20 protein-coding genes and 1 tRNA gene are annotated in these 22,756 nt (G+C 67.4%); 9 read left to right on the plus strand and 12 right to left on the minus strand.

Annotated features, from left to right (window positions below; translation table 11 throughout):
- Positions 1-28 precede the first annotated feature (28 nt).
- Positions 29-595, plus strand: a complete 567-nt coding sequence (locus ACFPZN_RS05370) for a nucleoside deaminase (protein WP_378280659.1) — start codon at positions 29-31, stop codon at positions 593-595.
- Between the two features lie 382 nt (positions 596-977).
- Here the strand turns inward: ACFPZN_RS05370 and ACFPZN_RS05375 are convergent, their stop codons facing one another.
- The 6 genes from ACFPZN_RS05375 to ACFPZN_RS05400 all read right to left on the minus strand — a co-directional run bounded on the left by ACFPZN_RS05375 (position 978) and on the right by ACFPZN_RS05400 (position 8,455).
- Positions 978-1,451 carry a hypothetical protein gene (locus ACFPZN_RS05375; protein WP_378280660.1) on the minus strand — a complete coding sequence of 158 codons (474 nt, stop codon included), beginning with the start codon at positions 1,449-1,451 and terminating at the stop codon, positions 978-980.
- A gap of 1,350 nt (positions 1,452-2,801) precedes the next feature.
- The gene (locus ACFPZN_RS05380) at positions 2,802-4,118 is read right to left on the minus strand and encodes a DNA-methyltransferase (protein WP_378280661.1); all 1,317 of its coding nucleotides are present in this window, start codon (positions 4,116-4,118) and stop codon (positions 2,802-2,804) included.
- Between the two features lie 95 nt (positions 4,119-4,213).
- Complete coding sequence (locus tag ACFPZN_RS05385) at positions 4,214-5,359, minus strand: ParB N-terminal domain-containing protein (protein WP_378280662.1); 1,146 nt, start codon at positions 5,357-5,359, stop codon at positions 4,214-4,216.
- 7 nt (positions 5,360-5,366) lie between these two features.
- Positions 5,367-6,374, minus strand: coding sequence for a ParB N-terminal domain-containing protein (locus ACFPZN_RS05390; RefSeq protein ID WP_378280663.1), 1,008 nt, complete (start codon positions 6,372-6,374; stop codon positions 5,367-5,369).
- 74 nt (positions 6,375-6,448) lie between these two features.
- Entirely contained in the window at positions 6,449-7,468 is a 1,020-nt protein-coding gene (locus ACFPZN_RS05395) for a hypothetical protein (RefSeq protein WP_378280664.1), read from the minus strand.
- Positions 7,469-8,326: 858 nt separating this feature from the next.
- Positions 8,327-8,455, minus strand: coding sequence for a hypothetical protein (locus ACFPZN_RS05400; RefSeq protein WP_378280665.1), 129 nt, complete (start codon positions 8,453-8,455; stop codon positions 8,327-8,329).
- A gap of 611 nt (positions 8,456-9,066) precedes the next feature.
- On the opposite strand from ACFPZN_RS05400, the gene ACFPZN_RS05405 reads away from it, so the two are divergent.
- A complete protein-coding gene (locus ACFPZN_RS05405; RefSeq protein ID WP_378280666.1) occupies positions 9,067-9,276 on the plus strand; it encodes a hypothetical protein in 210 nt (69 codons plus the stop codon).
- Positions 9,277-9,746: 470 nt separating this feature from the next.
- On the opposite strand, the gene ACFPZN_RS05410 is transcribed toward ACFPZN_RS05405, so the two are convergent.
- Positions 9,747-9,820 (minus strand) — tRNA-Pro (locus tag ACFPZN_RS05410).
- Between the two features lie 80 nt (positions 9,821-9,900).
- Positions 9,901-10,797 (minus strand): metallophosphoesterase, encoded by an 897-nt coding sequence (locus tag ACFPZN_RS05415; protein WP_378280667.1) that lies wholly within the window; start codon positions 10,795-10,797, stop codon positions 9,901-9,903.
- A gap of 116 nt (positions 10,798-10,913) precedes the next feature.
- Between ACFPZN_RS05415 and ACFPZN_RS05420 the strand changes: the two genes are divergently transcribed.
- Positions 10,914-11,372: a GatB/YqeY domain-containing protein gene (locus ACFPZN_RS05420; protein ID WP_378280668.1), complete on the plus strand. Its 459-nt coding sequence runs from the start codon at positions 10,914-10,916 to the stop codon at positions 11,370-11,372.
- A gap of 52 nt (positions 11,373-11,424) precedes the next feature.
- On the opposite strand, the gene ACFPZN_RS05425 is transcribed toward ACFPZN_RS05420, so the two are convergent.
- Positions 11,425-13,764 (minus strand): penicillin-binding protein, encoded by a 2,340-nt coding sequence (locus ACFPZN_RS05425; RefSeq protein ID WP_378280669.1) that lies wholly within the window; start codon positions 13,762-13,764, stop codon positions 11,425-11,427.
- A 648-nt stretch (positions 13,765-14,412) separates the two neighbouring features.
- On the opposite strand from ACFPZN_RS05425, the gene ACFPZN_RS05430 reads away from it, so the two are divergent.
- Positions 14,413-14,724 carry a WhiB family transcriptional regulator gene (locus ACFPZN_RS05430; RefSeq protein ID WP_378280670.1) on the plus strand — a complete coding sequence of 104 codons (312 nt, stop codon included), beginning with the start codon at positions 14,413-14,415 and terminating at the stop codon, positions 14,722-14,724.
- 633 nt (positions 14,725-15,357) lie between these two features.
- On the opposite strand, the gene bagB is transcribed toward ACFPZN_RS05430, so the two are convergent.
- Together bagB and bagA are read right to left on the minus strand one after the other, a co-directional pair.
- Positions 15,358-16,503 carry an ATPase BagB gene (gene bagB, locus ACFPZN_RS05435; RefSeq protein ID WP_378280671.1) on the minus strand — a complete coding sequence of 382 codons (1,146 nt, stop codon included), beginning with the start codon at positions 16,501-16,503 and terminating at the stop codon, positions 15,358-15,360.
- 58 nt (positions 16,504-16,561) lie between these two features.
- Positions 16,562-17,557 (minus strand): ATPase BagA, encoded by a 996-nt coding sequence (bagA, locus tag ACFPZN_RS05440; protein WP_378280672.1) that lies wholly within the window; start codon positions 17,555-17,557, stop codon positions 16,562-16,564.
- A gap of 279 nt (positions 17,558-17,836) precedes the next feature.
- Here bagA and ACFPZN_RS05445 point away from each other — a divergent pair, with 279 nt between their 5' ends.
- From ACFPZN_RS05445 to ACFPZN_RS05465, 5 genes are all read left to right on the plus strand, one after another.
- Positions 17,837-18,949: a slipin family protein gene (locus tag ACFPZN_RS05445; RefSeq protein ID WP_378280673.1), complete on the plus strand. Its 1,113-nt coding sequence runs from the start codon at positions 17,837-17,839 to the stop codon at positions 18,947-18,949.
- Positions 18,950-19,109: 160 nt separating this feature from the next.
- Positions 19,110-19,268, plus strand: a complete 159-nt coding sequence (locus tag ACFPZN_RS05450) for a DUF4177 domain-containing protein (protein WP_019633547.1) — start codon at positions 19,110-19,112, stop codon at positions 19,266-19,268.
- Positions 19,269-19,270: 2 nt separating this feature from the next.
- Positions 19,271-19,732 carry a RidA family protein gene (locus tag ACFPZN_RS05455; RefSeq protein ID WP_378280674.1) on the plus strand — a complete coding sequence of 154 codons (462 nt, stop codon included), beginning with the start codon at positions 19,271-19,273 and terminating at the stop codon, positions 19,730-19,732.
- A gap of 235 nt (positions 19,733-19,967) precedes the next feature.
- Positions 19,968-20,816 carry an NUDIX hydrolase gene (locus ACFPZN_RS05460; protein ID WP_378280675.1) on the plus strand — a complete coding sequence of 283 codons (849 nt, stop codon included), beginning with the start codon at positions 19,968-19,970 and terminating at the stop codon, positions 20,814-20,816.
- A 148-nt stretch (positions 20,817-20,964) separates the two neighbouring features.
- On the plus strand, positions 20,965-21,798 hold the full coding sequence (locus tag ACFPZN_RS05465) for an MBL fold metallo-hydrolase (protein ID WP_378280676.1): 834 nt from the start codon (positions 20,965-20,967) through the stop codon (positions 21,796-21,798).
- 260 nt (positions 21,799-22,058) lie between these two features.
- Here ACFPZN_RS05465 and ACFPZN_RS05470 read toward each other — a convergent pair whose 3' ends face one another.
- On the minus strand, positions 22,059-22,745 hold the full coding sequence (locus ACFPZN_RS05470) for a Crp/Fnr family transcriptional regulator (protein WP_344594623.1): 687 nt from the start codon (positions 22,743-22,745) through the stop codon (positions 22,059-22,061).
- Between the last annotated feature and the right edge of the window lie 11 nt (positions 22,746-22,756).

Raw genomic sequence — 22,756 nt, forward strand, 5'->3', positions numbered from 1 at the left:
CCATAAATTACCGAGCGGAGGTTGCGCCATGGGGCAGCGGGAGTTCCTGGAAGAGGCCGTCAGGCTGGCCGTCGAGTCGGTCGAACAGGGCTGGGGCGGCCCCTTCGGCGCCGTGATAACCCGGGACGGCGAGATCGTCGCCCGGGGTCAGAACCGCGTACTCCTCACCGGCGACCCCACCGCGCACGCCGAAGTGGAGACCATTCGCAAAGCGATCGCCCGCCTCAACCCCGAAGCCCCCTCCATTTCGGAGGAGCACCAGAACGAGAGCACCCTCGAATACGTCCCCCGCCCCGAAGGCTCCCCCGACCCCCTCAGCGAACGAGCCCGCATGCTCCAGGGCTGCACGATCTACGTGAGCGGCGCCCCCTGCCCGATGTGCATGAGCGCCATCTACTGGTCACGCATCGACGAGGTCTACTTCGCCAACGACCTGGCCGCCACCGCCGCCATCGGCTTCGACGACGCCTTCCAGTACGAGGACTTCCAAAAACCAATGGACCAACGCCGCATCCACATAGAACAAATCCACCCCGAACTAGGTGAAAAAGCCTACGAAGCCTGGACCACCAAACCCACCCGCCACCCCTACTAACCCGAACCACCAAAGCCCCCTCCGTCACGGAAGGGGGCCACGACGGCGTCCACACGATTTGAGCCCTGAGTTCAAAACCCCCTTTCTCAAGGCCATTCAAAGAAGTGCGCGGCGGCGCAGACCTCCAGGCGGTAGCCAGAACGCCTCCACCGCCACAACCGAGCGCTACCCACACACTCCCCGACGCCGGGGAAACCCCAGGCCAACCGCTCAATAGAGGGGCAGAACTGTAGGGAGGACCCGGCCCTCCTGGGGCAAAGCATTGTCGGAGCGATCACAGGTCGACGTGTCATGCGCCGCACCGGAAAAGTGGCTGACGTGGCGAACGCGCCATGGCCCCACCTTGCGAGTCTGGGTGAATCTCGCGCCCCGCACGAACTCGCTACTGGGTCTCCCGGATGAGGGTGGCGGCCTGGCCGGAGAAGCGCACGGTGGCGTTGTGCGGCGCGGCCTTCACCCAGTCGTCGAATCCGGCCATGGAACACTTGCTGGCGCCGGGCGGCCTGATGCCGTCCGGGCACGTGCTCCCGGCCACGTACAGGACGGTGTCCTCGGCGGTGAAGAAGACGACGTCGCCGACGGCGAACTTGCCCGGCGCCATGTAACGCAGCCGTCCCCACTGCGACTTGATCTGCTGGCCCCCTTGCTGCGCGAGCGGGGTGCGCTGCACCGCTGGGGCACCCGAATCACCCGAGCCCTCAGGGGTGGAGGTGCCGCCCCGCGGAGTGGAGTTGTCGCTCGGCGCGGGCGCGGAGCCGGCGGGTGACGAGGGCGCCGCCGCCGGACCGTTGCCGTCGCAGGCCGTCAGACCGAGCGCCAGCGCCGCCGCCACACCGGTGATCACGATCTTCCGCATGGGTCTCCGCTCCCGTCCTCGGTGCGCGTTCTTCATGATCGCGCTGTACCGGGTGAGATACGGGCGCGGGCCGGTGAGGTTGGCGCGCCGCGACGTGATCAATCCGACCCGGCGCGTCCCGAACCTGCGGCCCGGTGCGGGCGTCCGTGCGTACCGGCGGCACAGGGACGGCCGCTTTGAAAACGTGCACCGCTCCGCGCAGTTCTCTCGACACCCACAGCAGGGTGCCGCCCAGGCTGGCCAGGACCTTCAGGTTCATCTCGCGCCTGCGCTGTTCGCTCGAGTAGAACAGTCGATCGCGATGGGTACGCTGTCCATGCCGGCCACCTCGGCCACGACCACGGCGAAAACCTCACCGACGTACTTGGCCGCCATGGCCAGGCTCTGGCCGAGGCCAGGCACCATACTCAAGTTCTCTGTGTGGCCCTCAGGGACGCCCAATCCGCTATCAACGCTGTCCACTCCCTTCCGACCTGCGAACGCGCAGCCGCCTCGACAGCCGGAGGCGAGACACACGCGGAGGTCGGTGTAGCAGCGGCGGCCAATGACTTCCCCAGACCGATCACCGACCCGACGCTCCTCCCACCGCCTCCTACCAGCGAACGCAACAGCCATCCACGTCCGCAGTGGAAAACATCCAGGAGGCCTGATGATCGAGCCGATGACCCACGAGGAACTCGCCGCCCTCCCCACCACAACCACCATCGAGACCGCCGCCCGAGCTCTCGGCCTCGGCCGAACCTGCACCTACCAACTAGCCCGTTAGAACCGCTTCCCCTGCAAGGTCATCCGCGTAGGCACCAGCTATCGAGTCGTCACCGCCGACCTCCGACGCCTCATGGCTAGCATTGATCGACCATGGTCGAGTTGTCGTCCCCGGGACAGCACGCAGACCCCGCCTAGATCAGGGTGAGAACTCAAGGGCACCCGCTACAAGGGGGCCTGCAGCCCCGGGGCGGCAGGCTGCGACCTCTGCGGTGTGCCCCGACCGAACGTTGTGTTCTGACAGCTGCAAACCGGCACCGCCCGAGATTTAGATGATCCTTTCAAGGGGCGGTGTCTGACGGTGGGTTGGTTGCGCGCGGTTGAACTTGAGCAAAAGGGGTCTCGCAATCCCCAGCCCCCGCGATCCAGAGGAGTCCTCCTCGCGGCATCTGTCTGTCACACCGTCCCCCGCTGTTCACACGGATAAGCCCTCCGGGTCGTTACACGCGCCACCTATCGGGTGGTGATCAGCGTTACCAGGAGGTTCGGCAACAATTCATCGTCCGCATTGGACCATGTTCACCAGCCAGGCTGAGGCCTGCGCAACCAAGGCGCGCAAGGGCTGCTCGGTGCTTCTTGAGGGGGTCACGCTGTTGATGCGTGTGTCTCTGCTGCATCAACGTTTGGTGACTCAATATCCATGGTGTCGTCGAAACTGAGCTGACCGTCTTTTGTGGCGACCTTAAGGCGGTTCTCAGCTGCGTCTATATATTTCTCACTGATATCATAACCTAGGCATCGGCGCCCCATTAGGACAGCAGCGACCGCTGTTGTCCCGGCGCCTACGAATGGATCAAGTATGAGATCGCCTTTTCGGCTGGTCAAGGCGATGCAGCGCCCAGCGAGCGCCAAAGAAAATTCTGCGCCGTGCCCATTCTTGCCCGTTGACGTGGGTAGAGACCATACATCGGTGATCTTCTCTGCTGATTCATGGCGCAGGTTGGGGCCGCCGAGGTCTGGTTCCAGAGCTTGCCATGCTTCCTTATTAAAGAATGGCGTGCGCTCGATTGTGAGGTGCAGGATGTACTCGGCTTGCCGGGAAACCCGGCTCTTGGCAGGCTCTGGCATTGCCGGATGTTTTCGCCAAGTTATGAAACTCTTGAGTTTGTAGCCAATTCGCGACGCGCGCTCTGCGATTCGCGAAGGAATGGAACTCAGTTCAGCGTCATCGAGGTACATATGTCCAGCGCTATGCCGACAGGCGCTATGCTCCGTCCACCCTTTACGGCTTCCGGATTTTTCTCCCATGGCATCCAGCCACTCACGAGCGTTTCCACGGATAGGCGTCCGAGTGTTGTAAGTATCCATGATATTCCACCACACCGATCCTTCTGATTTGATAGCTGGCTTCAAAAGCAGAAGTAGCTCAATCGTGTGGCGAATGAAGCCTTCGGGGGTCTGTTCGAAGCCGTACGGGCAGCTTTCGCCGTCGGCCCAACGGATGTTTCGCTCATTATCGTAAACGCGCATGCCCCAATAGGGCGTCGACGTCACTACGCACTGCACCGAGCCGGCCTCGAGCCGCGGAATTAGTTCCCGAGCGTCCCCGACACACAGCGTAGCGTCTCCGATCTGTCTTGACGAGCGGCGAAGCCCAGGAATCTGGCTGGGTGGCGTCGCCGAATACTCAAGAAGGTACTTCGGGATGCGACTGCGAGGAATGAAGGTCTCTTGAAAGCCATCGACGTCTAGCAACGTCAGGACTTCAGCGAGTGTGAATACCCGAGGGCGGGTACCTGGCCGGTCGAGCGCACGGACCATGAAGGCACGGCTCATCCCGATGACAGCCGAAACGAGGTCAGCATCGAACTCGGCCTGAAGTTCTTTCTTGCTGTAGTCTCGCTTGAGCCTGTCGACGGGGGATCTGGGGATGATGTCGTCGATCACGACGACCTCTGCCACTTCATTGAAGCGACGATACTCGCACTGTCAACCCATGCTCACAACGACACGCCGCGTCAGGCGATCATTGCTAGACAGCTTACGGGTGTCCTCGTTCAGTCTTGTGTGGGTCCGAAGGTACGAACGAGCCATTCACGGATCTGCTCCCACTCGGGATCCGTCTTGCGCCTTGCTGCCCGTCGTTCCTGCTGCATCGCCGTAATCCCTGCGATCAAGTCTTCGGCCCGTGCAAAGTATGCCTTTCGCCCACCGCTGTATGCGCTGCGAGCTCTTTCGAACGGCACGTGACGGCTAAGTTGCGTGTCGATCTTGTAGCTCGCAAGCCCGCCGGCCTCCACCAACGAACGCACCATCACTTTGTGGTCTGCCGTGACCTGGACCTTCGGATCCTCACCCTCGCGGTAGGCGAGTCTCGTGACCTCGAACCTCGGCGTGTACTCGGATGGTCTTGAGTGCCGCCACTCTTGAGTCAGCGCGAGGTCGGCCGCCGTTTCGTCCCAGGCCCGGCCGGTAACCTCGGAAGCGCTCTCGTGCACAGCATCTACGACATCACCTTGCAAGCGGCCAATGTTACTGTGCACTGCGATCAGGATACGATTCAGCGGCATGTCGCGCAAATGCGCAGCTTTTCGCTCCTTTTCAGAGCCGTACTTCAAATATTCGACGTCGAGCTGCAGGATTGTAGCCGCCCGGCGACGAGCCAGCCCATCAACGATGGTACCGTCCTCATACTCAACGACGGGGAACTGCTTCATGAATCCATGCTCGCGCATTGAGGAAAGCAGTGCCTGAAACGGGCCCCCCTCTGGCTTATCGGCGATACTGGGGATGAACTTTCGGACGTCAAATCCAGCTGCTCTTAGGCGTGTGTTGTCACGGTCGAGTCGCTCGCGTGCAGGTTCGAGCCCTGGCGTATATTTACGAATTTCTCCGTCGGGATAGCGGACGAGTGGCGGCCGCCCCGTCAAGCTAAGAGTCCGTGTTCCGTTATCGATCCCCGTGATGAGGATCCCTGCCTGCACGCAGGCCTGGACCTTTTCGTTCACGTATTCGCTGTCCCCAGCGAGATGCAGCTCACGAGGTACAAGCACGCGTAGGCGTCCGATTACGCGTCCAAAAAGCTCGATGTCGGTTATTGCTGAGCTATCGGTATCTGCAACGTACTCGTGAACGGCGTCGTAGATAGCCAACCGTGATGCGTTGTCGGGGGGGAGATCTTGAGTGTTCGCAGTCTCTCGCATCGGTCCATCATCTCACATGCGTGAGATCGCGCGACTGTGGAGAGTCTAGCTGCTCGGTCGAGGGGAAGTCATCCAGGTTCCAATCGACCCGCGCTTGCGTGAGCGCTCCGTCGAGTAGCCCCCGGAGACGGCTCATCCGCGTGAACATCTCAGCTTGCTTGTTTGGAGAGACGTCCAGAAGGTCATCTACCTCGAAGCGGAGCAAGCCGCTAATGTGAAGCGCCGATCCCTTGCTCTTGCGGGGAGTACTCTTGAACCCCGACGCGATCGCCTTGATGTCCTCGGATCGAGCTGCGCGGGCTCGTGTGACTACCTCGATGGCTTCCGCTTCTGAAGGTGCGGCATTGGCCTCGGTGATGATCCGCCTGAGGTGCGCAGCGGGGACCCTCGCATCCATGGCAAGGGTTGTAGCCTGCACGAAGACAGTCTCTAGCTTTGCCACGTTCAGTGCTGCGCGTGCGCTATCGGCCAGGTCTTTCAGCTGTTCGGTGGCCAGACCGTCCCGGGCCGCTCGCAGGGCGAAGTGTTCGGCGGCCACCCACCGGGCAAGCCGAGACGCCTTGACCCCTGTCATACGAGAGTATGCCTTTGTGTCGAGCACCTGCCCTTCGTCGACAGCGCCCGTTACGAATGCGCGGATCTCCTCGTCTGTCATTGAGAGGCCGTGCGTTTGATTGAGTTCTACGGACAGCGATCGTGCTTGGAGCGCAGAGATGTCCGAACAGATGTAGGCGGCGATTGTTTCCGATTTGTTGCGCCGGCAGGCCATCCAGCGGCTGTTGCCGTCCACGATCTCGAACCTGTCGCTGACGACGATGGCAGGGAAGATTGCTCCGGCCCTCATCTGTTCTGCGTAACGATCTACCATCGCTTTTGGTGCCCGGTGTTCACTCAAGCGAACCTGGTTACCTTCGACATCGCGGATCTGATGGATGGCAAGGTTCGGTTCGAACACGTAGCGCACATGGCGGGCAGCGAGTTTGCTCTCGGTCTGAGCCGAGGCTGCAGGGTGCATGAAGTCTTCCTCTCTCGGAGCCCTAGGTGGAGCTAGCGCGACTAGCCGGAGATGTCGGCCGCGGCGCCGGTGGTTTAGTCGGACTGGTCGCTGAACCGACCCTCTGTCTCGTCGCTTGGCGGCGTCAGGTTCCACTCTTCCTCGGCGCGCCGGACTACATCATTGAGCCGGTCTCGAAGAAGCTTCATGCGCTGGTATGTCTCGAACTGCTTCTCAGGGGCCACGTCCAGCAGGTCGTCAACCTCGAAGCGGACCAGACCGCCAATGTGTTGGGCCGACCCTTGGGAGCGTCGGTTGTTGCGGGGACTGAAACCGGACCCGACGGCCCGGATTTCCTCCAGGCGAGCATCGCGCTCGGCTGCGACGATGGTCAGCGCCTCCGACTCCGATGGGGCGGCGTTCGCCTTAGCGACGACCTTCTTAGCCTCGGCCGCCGGAATACGCGCCTCGGCGGCAAGTTGGGTAATGGCGCGGAAGACGGTGGCTAGGCGTGCCGCGTGGAGGGCGGCTCGAGTGCTTGGGGGCAGCACGTTTACGTGCCGGTCCTCGATGCCCTCACGTCCTGCCCGCGCTTTAAACTGGGTCTCGGCGATCCAACGTGCGATCTTTGTGTCGCTCACGCCAGTCATCCGGGACAAACTCCGGATGTCCGCGTGCTGGCCTTCCAGAACAGCACCGTCCACGAACCTGCGGATTTCCTGTTCGGTCATGGCAAGGCCATTGGACTGGTTGAGCTCAACTGAGAGAGAGCGCGCTTCCAACGGCGTAAGTCCGTGGCAGATGTACGCGGGGATGGTCGTGTCGCCGTTCCTGATGCGGGCCTCAAGACGCGTATTGCCGTCGATGCGCTCCAGTCGGTCGTTCAGGACGATCGCGGGGAACTGTGCGCCGTGCTTCATCGCGACGGCGTACCGGGTGATCTGGTCCTTTGGAGCGCGATGCTCAGTCAGGCGCACCTGGTTTCCTTCAGCGTCACGGATCTCGGAGATCTGCACGTTGGGCTCGAAGTCGAACTCAATGCTTCGCGCTCTGAGCATCTGCTCGATCTGCTGAGAGACAGCGGGGTGTGCCGTCCGGGAGTTTCGGGGGGCCATGTGCGAGCTTCCTTCCGTAGTCCAGCCTACGATAGCCCAACGCTAGCAGATTGCGTGAACGGATTGCAATCCAGGATTCGAAATCATGGCTGACCTGCACAAACGTTGCATAGAGTACATTGTCGATCAGCCAGTGCTGTGGACCTCGGATTCACTGTGAAGGCGACCGTGTAGCTAGATGATCTACGACGAGAAGTCAACCGGCTAGAGGCATCCGACCTGACGAACCCTGGAGGTGTTTTGCTAGTGATTCGGATGTCGGCCCTCGGCAAGGCATGCTCTGCAGCTTCCGGAGAGTACGCGCCGAGCTTCGCTACCCCACGCCGGAAGCATGAGGCGAGCGCCAGTGCTGGTGCGCCGGCTCAACTCGACAGCGCGGTATGCCTGCTTTGCTAGCGCTCTCGCTGCACCTGGTGGAGCGGTTGCCTCCGGAGGTGAAGCCCTGCTGCCGATGGTTGTGGCGGAGGCACGTTGGAAGCAGTGGTTCCGGCGTACTTCCCAAACTCCTGGTTGGTGGTCTCTGTGAATTCGTCTCGTCCTGCCCCAGAGCCTCATAGCCGCCCATGGCTACATACTGGGCGCCAAGGCATCACGCTGCAGGGGCGTGCAGGTCTTGGCCGGAGGTGGTCGAACCTTTGGGAAGCAGGCAGGCGACAATCACGTACAGCTCACGGTCGCTGTGGCGACTCGACGCTCTGATCTGCGGTGCGAGAGAGGAGAACGTGGAGGCGGTGTAATGCGACCTCGGCTCCGAGCCGGGCCGGGCCGGTTGATGCTCTCCGCCGCTCAGCCGTCTGGCGTTGGCGCGTGATCAGATCGAGTCCGTGGTTGGCGGTGTCTCCGGTGTGTTGTAGAAGGTCACTGATCAAGGTCGAGAATTTGATGCGCTTCGGCGCGGGTCGCGGCCGGTGCGCAAAACTTGATCTTCAGCTTTGAGTGGAACGCCTCCGCGGCGGCATTGACCAGCGCGCATTCGACCCGGCCCATCGACTACCCCACTGCCAACTCCCGGCACAGCGTGGCAGTGCGGGCCGCGCTGTGCTCGACCTTCGGTCGCCGTGGCAGAAGGGCCCTGTTCCCATGTCGGACAGGGGAGGCGAACGCGGCGAGTAGTATGGCGCGTTTCAGGGTCTTGTTGCCGCCCTTGGGCGGGTGTTCGCCCTTGATGGAGGAGCCGGATCGGCGAGTGATGGGGCGAGTCCAGCGTAGGCCGCCAGGTGTCCGGGAGTGGAGACGGCGGCAATGTCGCCGATCTCCAGCGAATCCTTGCGGCGGTTCTGATCCCGAGCCGGGGCATCGAGATCAGGACCTTGGCAAGAGGGTGCGCATCAGAAGTCTTCTACACCTGCACTGCGACCTGTTCGCGTTGCTCGTGCACCGTTCGCAGCGAGCGGGCCAGGTGCGGCAGGACGGTCGATGCTGCCGTGTGTCGGGGACGATCACGGCCTGGGCCTCCAGCGCGGCCAGGACGACTCCATCAGCCGTCCGGCCATCTGGGGTGCCAGCGGCTTGGCGGTGGCCAGCAGCTGGTCGCGGCTGGCGGTACGCAGACCATCCGGGCCGTCGAAGGCGATGAGCAGTTCCAGGGCGGCGGGGCGGTGCTGTCACGGTCCCAGGGCCATCTCCAGGGCGGGGTGGATGGTGACCGGCAGTCCGCAGGCCGGTTGGCCAGCCTGGTCGCCTCCCCCGGCCAGGTCATCGTCAAGCCCGACGAGGACTTCCCGCTAGGCCAGGGCCTCCTGGCCGGTGTCAACTCGTCGGAGGGTGTGCGGGAGGCGCGGGCGTCGGTCTTGGCGTTGCCCGGGTGAAGGTCGGCCGGGCGGCGCATCGTCAGGCCGGGCAGGTATTCGCCCTTGCCCACGTCCAGACCCAGAACACCGCATATTCGCCATTCACGCTCCACCTCCCTCGGGGGCTGTGTTCGGCCTGGTCACAGCTCTGGCGACGGTTGCCGGCAGCCACGTTATGGCGAACGATTCCCTCGTCACAGACGGTGTCTTGTCCCTATGAGCGGTCCACCGACGCCACCCCGGCCCGGTGACAACACCTCCCGGATCATGCCTGCGACAGGAAGCCTGAGCCATGCCGGGCCGGGTGACTTGGCTCCCCCCGAGGCGGGGACGTGAAAGGTAACGGGGGAGATGGGTGTTCGGTGGGTGCTGGTCCGGGACGGACGGTGTTCGTGGGTGGAGGTTCAGTCCCACGGACGAATCGCGGACAAAAGATCTTGAGGCCGGCCTCCTGTTTGGAGAACCGGCCTCTGACCTGGCGGTTTCTGTCGGGGTGGCGGGATTTGAACCCACGACCTCTTCGTCCCGAACGAAGCGCGCTGCCAAGCTGCGCTACACCCCGGTGGTGGCTGCCCGGGAGTCGTACGTGCCTCCCGGCGCCTCGTCCACTTTAGCGGATGTCTGGGGGTGCTGCGTCCCTATTTAGCGGGGGACGAGGGTGAGGAGGGATGCTTCGGGTGGGCAGCAGAAGCGGATCGGGGCCATCGGGGAGGTTCCGAGGCCCGCGGAGACGTGGAGCCAGGAGCCGCGGTGGCGGTGCAGGCCCTTGACCCGGGGGCGGTCGATGCCGCAGTTGGTGGCCAGGGCGCCGTAGAAGGGGACGCAGACCTGGCCGCCGTGGGTGTGGCCGGCGAGGAGGAGGTCGTAGCCGTCGACGGCGAAGCGGTCGAGGTTGCGGGGTTCCGGGGAGTGCATGACGCCCAGGTGGACGTCGGCCTGCGGGTCGACCGGGCCGGCGATCTTGTCGTAGCGGTCGCGGTTGATGTGGGAGTCGTCGATCCCGCCGAACTCCACGTCGAGCTCGCCGACCTTGAGGCGGCCGATCCGGTTGTTGAGGTCGAGCCAGCCGGCGGCCATGAGGGAGGAGCCCAGTTCGCGGTACGGGAGGTCGGGCTCGCGGCGGCGCTTCTTGTAATCGGACTTGCTGGTGCGCCAGATGTAGCGGGTGGGGTTCTTGAAGATCGGCGAGTAGAGGTCGTTCGAGCCGTACACGAAGACGCCCGGACGGTCGAGGAGGGGGCCCAGGGCGTCCAGGAAGGGGCCGATCGCGTCGCGGTGGGCGAGGGTGTCGCCGGTGTTGACGACCAGGTCGGGTTCCAGGGCGTCGAGGGAGCGGACCCAGTTGATCAGGCGCTTCCGGCCCGGGGTGAGGTGGGCGTCGGAGATGTGCAGGATCTTCACGGAGGGGCGTCCCGGGGCCAGGACGGGCACGTCGAAGCGGCGCAGGCGGAACCAGTTCCGCTCGACGACCGACGCGTAGCCGAACGTGGCCGCGCCGGCGCCCGCCATCCCAAGGGGCAGGGCGTAGAGCTTTCGCACGGTTCTCCCTCCAAGGCACCGAACCCGACACCTCATATGCTCCCAGAATCGGGCAGTGTCGCGTACGACGGTAATCCTGGTGAGACCTGGGAGACCGGACGGGCATGATTGTGACCATGAGTGCCCTGAAGGAGAAGCTGGAAACCGACCTTTCGGTCGCGATGAAGGCCCGTGACGAGGTGCGGACCCGCACCCTGCGCATGGCCCTCACCGCGGTGAAGAACGAGGAGGTCGCCGGCAGGCGGGCCCGCGAGCTGTCCGACGACGACGTCGTGAAGGTGCTGACCCGCGAGGCCAAGAAGCGCCGCGAGGCGGCCACGGCGTTCGACGACGCCGGCCGGGAGGCGCAGGCGCGGGCCGAGCGGGACGAGGGCGAGGTCCTGGAGGAGTACCTGCCCGCCCAGCTCGGCGACGAGGAGCTGGCCGCGCTGGTCGCGGAGGCGATCGCCGAGACGGGGGCCGAGGGGCCGAGGGCGATGGGTCAGGTCATGAAGGTTGTGAATCCGAAGGTCGCAGGGAGGGCCGAGGGCGGCCGGGTGGCCGGCGAGGTCAAGCGGCAGCTTGCGGGGGGTTGAGGCTGGAGGGCGCCCGGTAGGGCGCCCTCCGCGCCCCGCAGGGCGACCTCCGTCAGTTCTCCCAGGGCCAGCGGAAGCCCGGTTCGTTGGGGCGGCGGCCGGGCCAGCCGTCGTTCCTGCGGCTGCCGTTGCTCGGATAGATGATCACGGTGGTGCCGGGGCCGACCTCGGTCTGGGCGCCCGGTGACGTGGACGCCACGGACCCGCGAGGCGCGTCCGACTCGATGGGCCGCGGCGAGACCTTCACCTCCAGCTCGGCGGCCTTGAGGCGGGCCGTGGCGGCGCCGACCGACATGCCCTTCACGTCCGGCACCCGGATGGTGTCGCCGAAGTCGCGGGTCGGGGTGGCGAACCCGGGCGAGGGCTTGTCGGCCAGGGCGCCGCGCATGCTCTGCTGCCACATGGCGCCCGGGGTGTCGGCGCCGTACACGCCGTACACCTTGTAGCGCCAGGGGCCGCGGAAGTCCCAGTACGCGGTCGCGGCGGCCATGTTCGGGGTGTGCCCGGCGAAGACCGCGCAGCTGTGGGCCTCGCACGTGCCGGTCTTGGCGGCGGCGGGACGGCCGATGCCGCGTCCCTTCGCGGTGCCCTGCGTCAGGACGCCCTGCAGGATGTTGTTCACCTTGTCGGCCACGGCCTCGTCCACGACCTGGCGGCAGTCCGCCTTGGGCAGCTTGACCTTCTTGCCCTCGGAGTCGACCACGTCCACGACCGAGACCGGCGCGCAGTACTTGCCGCGGGCGCCGAAGCCGGCGTAGGCGGCGGCCAGGTGCACCATGTCGATGTCGTTCACGCCGAGGACCTGGGACGGGAGCGGCGCGATCGGGTTGCCGTCGGCGCGCTTCATGCCGAACTTCTCGGCCATCTTCACCGAGTTGCACACCCCGACGCGCTTCTCCAGGTAGGCGTAGAAGGTGTTGACCGAGTGCCAGGTGCCGGTCTTCAGGTTGAAGTTGCCCGCCTCGCTGTCACCGGCGTTGGAGACCGAGGGCCACGGGCCGCCGCCGAGCCACTCGTTGTCGTACTTCTTGCCGTTGAACATGCCGGTGTACTTGCACGGCTGGAAGCCGCTGATGCTCGTGGTCTCCGGCGAGTTGATGCTGGTGCTGACCGGGATGCCCTGGTCGAGCGCGGCGGCCAGCGTGAACACCTTGAACGTCGAGCCCGCGGAGACGCCGCTGCCGCCGCCGTGCGCCGAGTCGGCCGCCAGGTTGATGGTGGTGCGGCCCTTGCCGGCGCCGAACCGCTTGCTCACCCCGATCGCCTTGACGTGACCGGTGCCGGGCTCGACCATCGCCTCCGCGCCGACCCGGTTGCCGCCGGGCGCGACGTTGCCGCGCAGCGCCCGGTCGACCGAGTTCTGCGCCTTCATGTCGAGCGTGGTGCGGATCGTGTAGCCGCCGCGGTTGAGTTTGTTGACGATGTCCTGCCGCTGCTTCGGCTTCATCTGCCAGTACTTGCCGCCGGACAGGATCTGCAGCATGTCGTACTTCACGTACTCGCAGAAGTACGGCGCCTTGCTCGTCTCGCACCCGCCCACCGGCTCGGTCTTGTTGAGCTCGATGGGCTTGGCGGCGGCCGCGTCGGCCTGCTGCTTGGTGATGTGCTGCAGCTGCACCATCCGGTAGAGGACGATGTCGCGGCGCTTGCGGGCGGCGTCGGGGTTGCGGATCGGGTCGAACGCGGTCGGGTTCTGGGTGATGCCGGCCAGCAGCGCGGCCTGCTCCAGGGAGAGCTGGGTGGCGGGCTTGCTGAAGTAGCGCTTGGCCGCGGCCTGCACGCCGTACGCGCCCGCGCCGAAGTAGGCGACGTTCAGGTAGCCCTCGAGGATCTGGTCCTTGGTGAGGCGCTGTTCGAGGTCGAGCGCGTAGCGGAGCTCGCGCAGCTTGCGGCCGACCGTGGGCGCGGTGGCGTCGAGGTACTCCTCCTCGGTCTTGGCGTTGTCGACCAGGAGGTTCTTCACGTACTGCTGCGTGAGCGTGGACCCGCCCTGGGTCTGCTCGGAGTTGGCGTTGGTCGCCATCGCGCGGATGGTGCCCTTGAGGTCGAGCGCGCCGTGCTCGTAGAAGCGCGAGTCCTCGATGTCGATGATGGCCTGCCGCATGACCTGGTTGACCTGGTCGAGGCGGACCGATTCGCGGTACTTGTCGAAGAACCGGGCGATCTCCTTGCCGTTGGCGTCGTACATCACCGTCTTCTCCGACGGCGGCGACGTCTTCAGCTCGCCTTCCATGCTCTCGAAGTTGTTCGCGGCGTCGCGCGCGGTGAGTCCCGCGCTCCCGACACCGGGCAGCGCGATGAACGCGACCAGGACGCCCGCGACGACACCCGCTCCCAGGAGCCGGAACAGCGTGGAGAAGGCCTGCCGCCGATTCTCTTTTGCACCGTGCACGCGCTCTAGGGTACGCGGGGATGACCAGTGCATACGGGACACGTCCGGCGGAGGCGGCGTGTGCGGGCTCGGGCGGCGGCGTGCGCTCGGGCGGTGATCCTGCTGGTGGGTGGCGGGTTCGGGGCGCGGGCCGGGTGCGTTCGGTGTGGTTGTTCGTTGTTGTTTGTCCGTGCTCAGTGTTGCCTGACGCAGGCCATGACGCCTGGTCACGGGGACCGGATTGCCGGTTTCCCATCCGCCCCGGTCGTCGGTGCGGGACGATGGGGTCGTGGCCGCGGCAGTGAACCGCGGAGTGCCCACGTGTGCGCGGAGCGTGCGGCCGGGTGGGTGGTGCGCTCGGGTTCGGGTCGGCGTTGACGGGGGTGGGCGGTGTGTCTGTCCGGTACGACGGTGTGCGCCCGGCTCGCCCGAACGATCCTCGGTTTGGTGTCAACCAGGCGCGCGGCTCGCGCGTCAAGCAAAGGTAACTAGTCCGTTCCGGCGGTATGGCCCTGGAGGGCTATATCGAGAATGGGCCCATCGGGGAGTGGTGGATCCTCCCTCGCTTCCGTAAGTTCTTCCCCACGGCTTTCGTTTGGCGGCCTGACGTCCGCGCCCGTCTGGCCAAGGAGCGCAAATCGACACAGACCCTAGGGGAGTGGGGCCAAGATGTGGATCACGGATTGGACCGCCCGCGCCGCCTGCCGTAACGCGGATCCAGATGCCTTGTTCGTGCAGGGGGCGGCGCAGAACCGAGCCAAGCTCATCTGCCGCGGCTGCCCGGTGCGGACGGAGTGTCTAGCGGACGCTCTGGACAACCGGATCGAGTTCGGCGTCTGGGGCGGCATGACCGAGCGGGAGCGACGTGCCCTGCTACGGCGGCGTCCGGATGTGCGCTCGTGGCGCGACCTGCTGGAAACCGCCAAGGAGGAGTACGAGCGCTCGGTCGAACCCGACGAGAGTGAACTCGTCGCCAGTTGACCGGTGTGCCGGCCGGCGGCGATCGGATGCGGCCCTGAGGGGCAGAGGCGCGGTTCGGCGAAGTTCAAGGTCTTGATCAGTGGGTCGTGGGCCCGCACTCGTTGGTTGAGTGCGGGCCCACGCTCATGTCCGCCCGCCATGCGCGCGGAGGCGTGTGCGGGACGCGGCGCGGCGTCCTCTCGCGTCCGTCGCGCGGGTTCTCCCGGTGCCGGACGCGGGGGCTCCGGGTGACGGGCGATGCCTCCGGCGGCGAGCGAAGCGCATCGCGATGAGGCGATCACGGGGATGGCGAGCCGGTATTGGTCGGCCGTATGTGGTGCCTTTCTGGTCCGTAACCCGTCGTGGCCGGATCCGGCCACGGGGTGCCCGTTTAGCCCGAGGCCGCCGCTTTGATCCCCTATGTCCACCCCGGGCCGTGTCCTCGGTGAGGCGCTCCAAGGCATGCGTGCCATGTCCCCGCGCGCGTGGAGTCGTCCTGCTTGTCACTCGGCGGCGCCGCCTTCCCGTCGCGCTCACGGACGTGCGGGTCGCCTCGCGCCGTGCCGTGTCTTGGTGGGAGGGCGTGTGGTGTGGCGGCGGGAGTGCTGTGCGTCCTGGGATGGCGTGTCCGGCTCGGTGCGGGACGTGCCTTTGTCAGGCGGCTTGTTGGGTGGAGAGGTCCTGGCCTACTCGGCGTAGGCCGTCCAGGTCGTGGACGTCTTCGGCCTGGGCGGGGACGGCGGTGATGGGCACCGTGGGGTGGGTCGAGGCGAAGTGCTCGCGGAGGCGTTCCTCGCGGGCCGCCAGTTGCATGCGGGCGGTGTGCATGCGGAGGAGGGCCGCGGTCAGGGTGTGTTCGCCGCGTTCCTCCAGATTCTCGGCCGCGGCCTGGCTGCGTGCGGCGGACAGCGCGTCGGTGGCGGCCTCGTGGACGCGGTTCACGACCAGGCCGGCCAGCGGCATGCGCTCCTCGGCGAGGCGTTCCACGAAGTAGGAGGCCTCGCGGAGGGCGTCGGGCTCGGGGGCGGCGACCACCAGGAAGGCGGTGCCCGGTGTCTGGAGCAGCTTGAAGGTCTTCTCGGCGCGTTCGCGGAAGCCGCCGAACATCGTGTCGAAGGCGGCGACGAACGTCTGCACGTCGCGGAGCAGCTGGACGCCGAGCACCTTGTTGATGACGCCGGTGAACATGCCGAAGCCCGCGCTGAGGACCTTCACGCCGAGGCGGCCGCCGGTCTTGGCGGGGGCCGCCAGGAGCTTCATGAAGCGGCTGTCCAGGAAGCGGCCCATGCGTTCGGGGGCGTCCAGGAAGTCCAGCGCGTTCCGGGACGGCGGCGTGTCGACGATGATGAGGTCCCACGCGCCCGAACGGTGCAGCTGGCCGAGCTTCTCCATCGCCATGTACTCCTGCGTCCCGGACAGGGACGACGACAGCGACTGGTAGAAGGGGTTGGACAGGATCTGCTTGGCCCGGTCGGGGTCGGCGTGCGCCTCGACGATCTCGTCGAAGGTCCGCTTCATGTCGAGCATCATCGCGTGCAGCTCGCCGTCGCCGTCGATCTCGATGCGGCGCGGATTGTTGTCCAGCTCGGACAGGCCCATCGACTGCGCCAGGCGGCGGGCCGGGTCGACGGTCAGCACGACGACGTCGCGGCCCCGTTCGGCGGCGCGGACGCCGAGGGCGGCGGCCGTGGTGGTCTTCCCGACGCCGCCGGAGCCGCAGCACACGATGATCTTGGTGCGCGGGTCGTCGATCAGGGCGTCCACGTCCAGGACGGGCGGGGTCTTCGCGGTCGGGCTCATCTCGGGCGGCCCCTTCCGTTCGTCTCTGGAGAGCGCGTCGGCGCCCCGGCCCCGGAGGTCACGCGGCGCCCTGGGCCCGCAGGGACTCGGCCAGGTCGTACAGGCCGGCGAGGTCCATGCCGTCCGACAGGAGCGGAAGGGAGTAGCGCGGGCGGTCGACCGACTCCAGGCGCTCCTTCTCGCCGGCCTGCATCGCGGTGCGGCGGGCGTGCTCGGTGGCCTCGGCGGCCAGCGCGACCGCGATCGACTCGGCGTCGTGCTCCAGGCCGGCGGCCTTCACCCCGCGGATGATCTCGTCCCGGTCGAGGGATCCGGCGGCGGCCGCGGCCAGCGCGTCGGCGCCCAGCATCGGCGGATGCTCCATGTTGATCATGACGCCGCCGACGGGGAGGCCGACCTCGGTGAGGTCGTGGACACCGTCCATCGTCTCCTGGACCGGCATCTCCTCCAGGAGCGTGACGAAGTGCACGGCGGTCTCGGGGCTGCGGACCACCTTCATCACCGTGTCGGCGTGGTTGCGGACCGGGCCGACCTTGGCCAGCCCGGAGACCTCCTCGTTGACGTTCAGGAACTTGGTGATCCGGCCGGTGGGCGGGGCGTCCATGACCACCGCGTCGTACACGTACGAGCCGTCCTTGGCCCGGCGCCGCACCGCCTCCGCGGTCTTGCCGGTGAGGATCACGTCGCGGAGCCCGGGGGCGATCGTGGTGACGAAGTCGACCACGCCCAGCTTGGACATCGCCTTGCCGGCCCGCTTGAGGTTGTAGAACATCTCGAGGTACTCGAGGAGCGCCTCCTCGGTGTCGATCGCGAGCGCGTAGACGTCCCCGCCGTCCGGGGCGACGGCCACCCGGCGCTCCTCGTACGGCAGCGGGGGGCAGTCGAACAGCTGGGCGATGCCCTGCCGGCCCTCGACCTCGACCAGGAGCACCTTCCGGCCGCCGGCGGCCAGCGCAAGGGCCAGCGCGGCGGCGACCGTGGTCTTGCCGGTCCCGCCCTTGCCCGTGACCACGTGGAGGCGTACGCCGTCCCAGTCGGTGTCTCTCGCGCTCACCCGATCGACCATATCGTTCGCTCGGCAAGGACTTTTAGAGGGTGCCCCGCCTCATGCAAGTGATTCCTGACACGGTTCCAGGGGCCGTTCCAGGAACGATCCCCCCTACCCCTGTTCTCCGCCGTGCCCAGGAGGTTAGCTGGAAAACGTGCAACCGGTCGTCGGGCCGGGGGCGGCCGGCTTCAGGGGCTGCCTCCCAAGGCCGGACCTCCCGCGCGAACGGCCGGCCTCCCGGGTCTCAGACGGCCCGGGACCACCCTCGCGTGAAAGGTGCCCGTGATGGAAGCGGTAGCCCTCCTCATCCTCGTCCTCGGGGTGCTGGTGCTGATCGGGGCGGCGTCGTCGCTGCGGGTCGTCCAGCAGTTCGAGCACGGCATCGTGTTCCGGTTCGGCCAGGTGCAGCGCGGCGGGCGGCTCCGGCCCAGCGCGCTGCGCGGCCCGGGGCTCACCCTCATCGTCCCGTTCGTGGAACGCATGCAGAAGGTCAACCAGCAGACGGTCACGATGAACGTCCCGGGGCAGGAGGGGATCACCCAGGACAACGTGAGCGTCCGGGTCGACGCGGTCGTCTACTTCCGCGTGATCGATCCGGTGAAGGCCATCGTGAACGTCCAGAACTACAGCTACGCGGTCTCCCAGATCGGGCAGACCTCGCTGCGCTCGGTGATCGGGCAGACCGACATGCAGGAGCTGCTCGGCGAGCGCGAGAAGATCAACCTGCGGCTGCGCGGGATCATGGACGAGATCACCGACGCCCCCTGGGGGATCCGGATCGAACGGGTCGAGATCAAGGACGTCTCGCTGCCCGAGGGCATGAAGCGGTCGATGGCCCGCCAGGCGGAGGCGGAACGGGAGCGCCGCGCCCGGATCATCACCGCCGACGGCGAGTTCCAGGCGTCCAAGCGGCTGGCCGCGGCCGCGGAGATCATGTCGCAGGACCCGGCCGCGCTGCAGCTGCGGCTGCTGCAGACGGTCGTGGAGGTGTCCGCCGAGCGGAACAGCACGCTGGTCATGCCGCTGCCGGTGGAGGTCCTCCGGTTCTTCGACCGGATGGCGGGCGGCCCGGCCGAAGCAGCCGGGGAGAGCGCCCAGAAGGACCGTCCGGGGCTGGGCGAACGTCTCGCCAAGGCCGAGCAGGACCTGCTCAAGGCGGCGGAGGAGCCGTCCGCCCTCGGCTCGGCCGAGGACGTGCCCCCGGTGATCGGCCTGGACGAGCCCAGGGCGCCCAAGCAGCGGACGCCCGGACTGGAGTCCGGCTCGTCCACCTCGGAGGCTGAGGCGGCGGCTACCGGCGAGGGCGCCGGTGGGGATGAGCGTGGCGTCGCCGCCGGGCGCGGCCAAGGGCAGCGGCCGGACGGAGAGACCGCGGAAGCTCCCCATCGCGAGTCCTGATCGGACGGACGCTCCCCCGGCCGACCGGGAACGGATGACCAGGCGGCCCCTGGTTCCGGCTTGCCCTAGACGGGTGTGGGCCGTGGCCGTCTGAGCCAGGGGCGGCGGCGCGGGCCGTGGAGGCGCTGTGCGGGGAGGGGGGATCGCTAGGCTGAGCGGCATGAAGAAGTGGGAGTACGCGACCGTTCCGCTGCTGGTCCACGCGACCAAGCAGATCCTTGACAACTGGGGCCAGGACGGGTGGGAGCTCGTCACGGTCCTGCCGGGGCCCAACCCCGAGAACCTCGTGGCCTACTTCAAGCGCGAACTGGAGCAGTGAGGGTGGGCACGCCCGAAGAGCGGATCAGCGAACTCGGGCTGGAGCTGCCCGAACCCGTCGCGCCGGTGGCCTCGTACGTCCCGACCCTGCGGACCGGGAACCTGGTCTACACCTCGGGGCAGGTCCCGTTCGTCAAGGGCGAGCTGCGCGTGCTCGGCAAGGTGGGCGCCGAGGTCGACCTGGACCAGGCCGTCGAGCAGGCGCGGATCTGCGCGCTCAACTGCGTCGCGGCGCTCAAGGCGGAGCTGGGCGAGCTGTCGAGGGTCGTCAGGATCGTCAAGGTCGTCGGCTTCGTCGCCAGCGCCCCCGACTTCTACGGCCAGCCCAAGGTGATCAACGGCGCCAGCGATCTGCTCGGCGAGATCTTCGGCGACGCGGGCAGGCACGCCCGCAGCGCGGTCGGGGTGGCCGTGCTGCCCAGCAACGTCCCGGTCGAGGTGGAACTGATCGCCGAGGTCTCCTGACCTCCGAGGCGCGGTGACCGCCGGACCGCACGCGTCCCGGTGCCGCGCGGCGCCGGGAGAGGGCGCGGACGACGCGCCGTCCGCAGATGCCCGCCGTGAGATTGCGTCCGGGTCGTACGCCGATCTCACGGCGGGCCCTTGCCCCTGCCCTCTGGTTCCCGGGGGCGGGGCTTGACGGAATGACATTCGGTATGTCCGAATTGGCCGCCATGAGGATCAGTTGCGGGGACGGGCGATGGTGAACGGGCTGAAGCTCCCGAAGGAGATGCGGGAGCGGATCGAGGACATCCAGGCCGGCAAGATCGAGCCGGTGTCCGCGCGCGACGCGGCGACCGTCGTCGTCCTGCGCGACCACGCGCGGTACGGGCTGCAGGCCTTCCTGCTGCGCCGGGTGGTGTCCATGGACTTCGCCCCCGGCGCCTACGTCTTCCCCGGCGGCTCGGTCGACCCGCGCGACGGCGAGGCGGTGCTCGCGTGGTCGGGGCCCTCCCCCGCGGAATGGGGTGCGGCGTTCAAGGCGAGCGAGACCGTCGCGCGCGAACTGGTCTGCGCGGCGGTCCGCGAGACGTTCGAGGAGACGCTGGTCCTGCTGGCCGGGCCCACCGAGGCGTCGGTCGTGGACGACACCAGGGGCGAGGACTGGGAGGCCGACCGGCAGGCGCTCCTGGACCGTTCGCTGTCGTTCGGGCAGTTCCTGGACCGGCGCGGCCTGGTCCTGCGCACCGACCTGCTGCGTCCCTGGGCGCACTGGATCACCCCGCTCGTGGAGTCCAAGCGGTACGACACCCGGTTCTTCGTCGCCGGGATGCCGGACGGGCAGCGGGCCCGCGACGTCAGCACCGAGGCCGACCAGGTGGCGTGGGTGCGGCCCGCCGAGGCGGTCGAGCGGGCGTCCCGCGGCGAGTGGTTCCTGATGCCGCCGACGCTCGCGACGCTGTCGGAGCTGGCCGGGTACGAGACGGTCGCGGACGTGCTCGCCGCGCCGCGCGAGATCGTGGTGCACGAGCCCGTGGCCAAGATCATCGATGGGGAGGCGTATCTCGTCCCGCCGGAGGGCAAGGAGGAGCACTACCCGAAGGGCTGATCCGATGTCACCGCGCCGTGGTGGGAATGTACCGCTTTCGCGAGCCGTGGTGTGGCGGCTGGCCGGGACGTCCGCGCTGCGGCACCTGGACCGGCTGGGGTGGAACCCCGTCCGCCACCCCGATCGGCGGTCGGGCAGGATGGGGCAGATGAGCGAGATCGACGGGATGGGCACGGAACGGGCGACCTGCTGGCTGGCGCCCAATCCGTCCGCGATGACGCTGGACGGCACCAACACCTGGGTCATCGGCGAGCCCGGCGCGGAGGAGGTCGTGGTCATCGACCCCGGCCCCAAGGACGGCGTCCACCTCAGGCGGGTCGTGGACGGGATCACGGCACAGGGCCGCCGGGTCGGGCTGGTGCTGCTCACGCACGGGCATCCCGATCATTCGGCGGGCGCGGTGAAGTTCGCCGGCCTCGCCGCGGCCGCGGCCGCCGCCGCTCCCGGTGCTCCCGGCGGGACGCGGGCCGGCACCGTCCCCGTGCGGGCGCTGGACCCGCGCCACCGGCTCGGTGACGAAGGTCTGGCCGAGGGTGACGTGGTCGTCACCGGCGGCGTGGAGCTGCAGGTGATGGAGACGCCGGGGCATTCCGACGACTCGCTGACGTTCTACCTGCCCGCCGACCGCGCCGTCCTGACCGGGGACACCGTGCTCGGGTACGGCACGACCGTCCTCGAAGGCGGTCTCGGCGACTACATGAGCTCTCTGGACAGGCTGCGGAAGTTCTCCGAGGACGTCGAGGCCGTCACGATCCTCCCCGGACACGGCCCCAAGCTCGACGACCCGATCGGCGCGCTCGACCACTACATCAACCACAGGCGCGAGCGGCTCGCCCAGGTGGAGGCGGCGGTCGCGGCCGGGGCCCGCACCGCCAAGGAGGTGGTCGCGCGCGTCTACGCGGACGTGGACAAGTCCCTCTGGCCGGCCGCCGAGTGGTCCGTCCAGTCCCAGCTCGACTACCTCAACGAACGACGCCCCTGACCTTCCGCGCTCCGGTGTACGGCCGCCCGCCTGCCCGTGCTCGTGGGGCGCCGAGCACCGGGCTGTGTTCCAGCGAGCGCGGCATCGCTTCGCGACCTGGCGGGTGACGTTCGCCCACCGCCCAGGTGACGCGCACGCGCTCGCGCGTACGGCGAGACAGGCCCTGGGCGCCTGGGAGCAACGCGCGTTCGGGCGACGTGCACCGGACGCCCAGGGGTCGGGAGGGACGTCCAGAGTGGCCGGAGTGTCTGCGGAGGCGGTTACTTGGAGCGCTTGCGGAGCCTTTCGATGTCGAGGATCACCACGGCCCGCGCCTCGATCCGCAGCCAGTTGCGCTGCGCGAAGTCGGCCAGGGCCTTGTTCACGGTCTCCCGCGACGCGCCGACGAGCTGCGCCAGCTCCTCCTGGGTGAGGTCGTGGTGGACGTGCAATCCGGCTTCCGACGGCTGGCCGAACCGCTCGGCCAGGTCGAGCAGCTGCTTGGCGACCCGCCCGGGGACGTCGGTGAAGACCAGGTCGGCCATCACGTCGTTGGTCCGCCGCAGCCGCTGCGCCAGCGCCCGCAGCAACTGGACCGCCACCTCCGGGTGACCGGTCAGCCACGGCCGCAGATCGTCATGGCCCAGCCCGGCCAGCCGGCACTCGGTCACCGCGATCGCGCTGGCCGTACGGGGCCGCGGGTCGAACAGCGAAAGCTCACCGAACATCTCGCTCGGGCCGAGGACGCTCAGGAGGTTCTCCCGGCCGTCCGGCGCGGCCCGGGTCAGCTTGATCTTCCCGTCGAGGACGACGTACAACCGGTCGCCCGTCTCCCCTTCGTTGAAGAGCGTCTGGCCGCGCGCCAGCCGCACCTCCGTCACATTGGCGCGCAGCGCCTTGGCGCCCTGCTCGTCGAGTGCCTCGAAGAGCGGGGCCCTGCTCAATACGTCCACGTCGCGGTCGGTCACGCTTCTCCTCC

The sequence above is a fragment of the Actinomadura rugatobispora genome (assembly GCF_042656285.1).
GTDB lineage: Bacteria > Actinomycetota > Actinomycetes > Streptosporangiales > Streptosporangiaceae > Spirillospora > Spirillospora rugatobispora.